The organism is Caballeronia arvi (assembly GCF_001544695.2).
GTDB lineage: Bacteria > Pseudomonadota > Gammaproteobacteria > Burkholderiales > Burkholderiaceae > Caballeronia > Caballeronia arvi.
The window spans coordinates 1-2,648 of the sequence record NZ_FCOM02000173.1; the positions used below are offsets into that span (position 1 = coordinate 1).

Sequence of the window (2,648 nt, forward strand, 5' to 3'; positions counted from 1 at the left end):
GCGCCCAATCGAATTGCGGCGTGTTGAGCGCGGGCATTTGTACCATCGTCAGATGGATCTGGCTTTTGTCGTGCAGCAACTCGCAGCGCAGCGAATCGGTGAAGCCGCGAATCGCGTGCTTCGCGCCGCAATAGGCGGACTGAAGGGGAATCGAGCGGTACGCGAGCGCGGAGCCGACTTGCACGATCACGCCGCGGTTACGCGGCTTCATGCATTCCAGCGCCGCCATCGTGCCCCACACGTAGCCCAGATACGTGACCTCGGTCACGCGCGCGAACTCCTCCGGCGACATATCGTCGAGTGGCGAGAACACGGTCACCATGGCGTTGTTGACCCACACGTCGATAGACCCGAGCTCTGTTTCAATGCGCTGCGCGGCTGCCCGGAGCGCCTTCGCATCGCTCACGTCGAGCGCGACGGACAACGCACGCACGCCTGATTTGCGCACTTCGGCGGCCACCTCTTCAAGAGCGGCAGCGTCCCGGGCAATGAGCGCGACGTCGGCGCCGCGCTGTGCGAAGGCGAGCGCGGCGGCACGCCCCGCTCCGGCGCTTGCGCCCGTCACTACGACCGTTTTCGGATGCTTCATGCTGTGGGTCACCTCAATCTCCTAAAGCTCGCCGCGCGCGGCTAGCGCCTCAATGCGGTCAGCCGTACGGCAGGCGATCGCCTGAATGGTCAACGACGGATTGACGCCGCCTACGGTGGGAAAGACGGAGCCGTCGCAAATCCAGAGGTTCGGAATGTCCCAACTGCGGCAATCCGCATTGACGACGCTCGTCTTCGGATCGTCGCCCATGCGCGCGGTGCCGTTCAGGTGGCAGGTGTCGTCGTATTCATGCCAGATTTCCTTGGCTCCCGCCGCTTCGAGCGCCTTACCCATGTAGTCAAGTGAATGCGCGATGAGTCGCTTGTCGTTGTCGCAAAACGAATAGGTGACCCTCGCGATGGGCAAGCCGTATTGGTCCATCTCCGGCGCGAGCGTGACCCGATTGCGCTCCTGCGGCAACGTTTCACCGACAATCTTCAGCCCCGCCTGATGGTTGTACTTTTGCATCTCGGCCTCGAGCGCATGTCCCCACAGGCCCCGCCCGTTTTGCGTGGCCACCCACGCATTAGGTAAAGGTCCCTGGCTCATGTAGCAATAGCCGCCAAAAAAATCCTTGCCTTTGTCGGTGTAATTCCAGTGTTCGGTGAGCGCCAGCGAGGGTGGGCCCTTGTACCAGCGGATCTCTTCATCCATCACGCCCCAGCTCGCCTGGTTCGACTGCACCATCAGGTTCTTGCCGACGAGTCCCGAGCTGTTAGCCAGGCCATCCGGATAGCGCGCGTTGGCCGACATCAGCAGCAGCCGCGGCGTCTCGATCGCGTAGCCTGCCACGACGACGTTGCGCGCGCGCTGAAAATGCCACCGCCCTTCGCGGAAGTATTCGACGCCGCTCACGCGGCCGTCGTCCTCGGTCTTGATCTTTCCGACCATCGCCAAGTCGCGAATTTCCGCACCGGCCGCAAGCGCGCGCGGAATCCACGTGACAAGCGCGCTCTGTTTCGCATTCGTGGCGCACCCTGAGACGCAAAAACCTCGATACACGCAAGGATGAGCCTCGCCACGGGGCGCAGAAACGGTCGCGAGCGGTGTGGGCGTCCACGGGATGCCAAGCGCCTCCGCACCGCGCGCGAGCACCAGCGCGGCGGCGTTCAGCTCGTGAGCGCGATAGGGGTAGCGGGGACGTTTGGGACCCCACGGGTAATTGATGGGGCCCGAAATCTTCAGAGCCTGCTCAACTTGCGAGTAGTAGTCCCACATCTCACGCCAGTCGATCGGCCAGTCCGCGCCATACCCGAGCAGCGTGCGAGACTTGAACCACTCAGGTCGAAATCGCAGCGACACCATGGCAAAGTGCACGGTGCTGCCGCCCACCGCTTTGCCAGAATTGTTGTTGCCGAGCTTCAAGGGATTGTCGCCGTCGCAGATGCGCTCGTCCGTCCAATAAAGCTTCGATTGATGCGTCTCGTCTGAAGCAAATTCTTCAAGCGGACGCCACCACGCGCCGGCGTCGAACGCCACTACCTTAAAACCCTTCTCCGCGAGACGGCACGCGAGTGTCCCGCCGCCGGCGCCGGTGCCGACAATCGCAAAATCAACCGCCTCGTGCTGCGCGAACTCGCGCATGGGTGTCCACGCGCCCACGCGAAACACATTGGGCGCGCGCCCATTCTTGCCGCGAGGATGATGTTGCGCGTCATCGAGCATGCTGATTCTCCCGGCGCGCGCGCGCCTCGTCACCGTCATGCGTTTCGGCAGCCTCCCACGGGTCGCGCCGGTTGAAGTACATGCGCACGTAGCCGCGTGGATTGGCCGGGCCGCCAAAGCCAATTTCGCTCCAGGCGTGCGGGTGAGAATAATAAGCGGCGCACACGTCGTGGAGCACTCGTTCCGAAAAGAAGACCTTCGACGGCATGTCATGCCACGCTTTGTCGTTGAGCTCGCCGCGCTGCATCGCCTCAATGAGCGTGTTTTTATTCGGATCCTCCAAGCTCGCAAACGGCAAAGCAAAACGTCCGCGGCTTTCCGCATCGAGCGCGGCAAGCCCGGTGCGCCACGCCTGCTGCAGTGGCGGCAAGCGCGCGTCACGATAGCCGTCGCC

Annotated in this window: 3 protein-coding genes; all 3 read right to left on the bottom strand. The window is 63.0% G+C overall.

Annotation, left to right across the window (positions count from 1 at the left end; translation table 11 throughout):
• Positions 1-589, bottom strand: a 589-nt coding sequence (locus AWB74_RS43955; RefSeq protein WP_143749527.1) for an SDR family oxidoreductase, incomplete at its 3' end; no start/stop codon positions are given.
• A 21-nt stretch (positions 590-610) separates the two neighbouring features.
• Positions 611-2,254 carry a GMC family oxidoreductase gene (locus AWB74_RS43960; protein WP_061152725.1) on the bottom strand — a complete coding sequence of 548 codons (1,644 nt, stop codon included), beginning with the start codon at positions 2,252-2,254 and terminating at the stop codon, positions 611-613.
• The coding region (locus AWB74_RS43965) for a gluconate 2-dehydrogenase subunit 3 family protein (RefSeq protein WP_143749528.1) at positions 2,244-2,648 on the bottom strand (405 nt) is incomplete at its 5' end. The genes AWB74_RS43960 and AWB74_RS43965, both read right to left, overlap by 11 nt.

Bases quoted from the DNA above. Each gene is read 5' to 3' on its own strand.
- AWB74_RS43960 (WP_061152725.1), bottom strand. From the start codon at position 2,254: ATGCTCGATGACGCGCAACATCATCCTCGCGGCAAGAATGGGCGCGCG.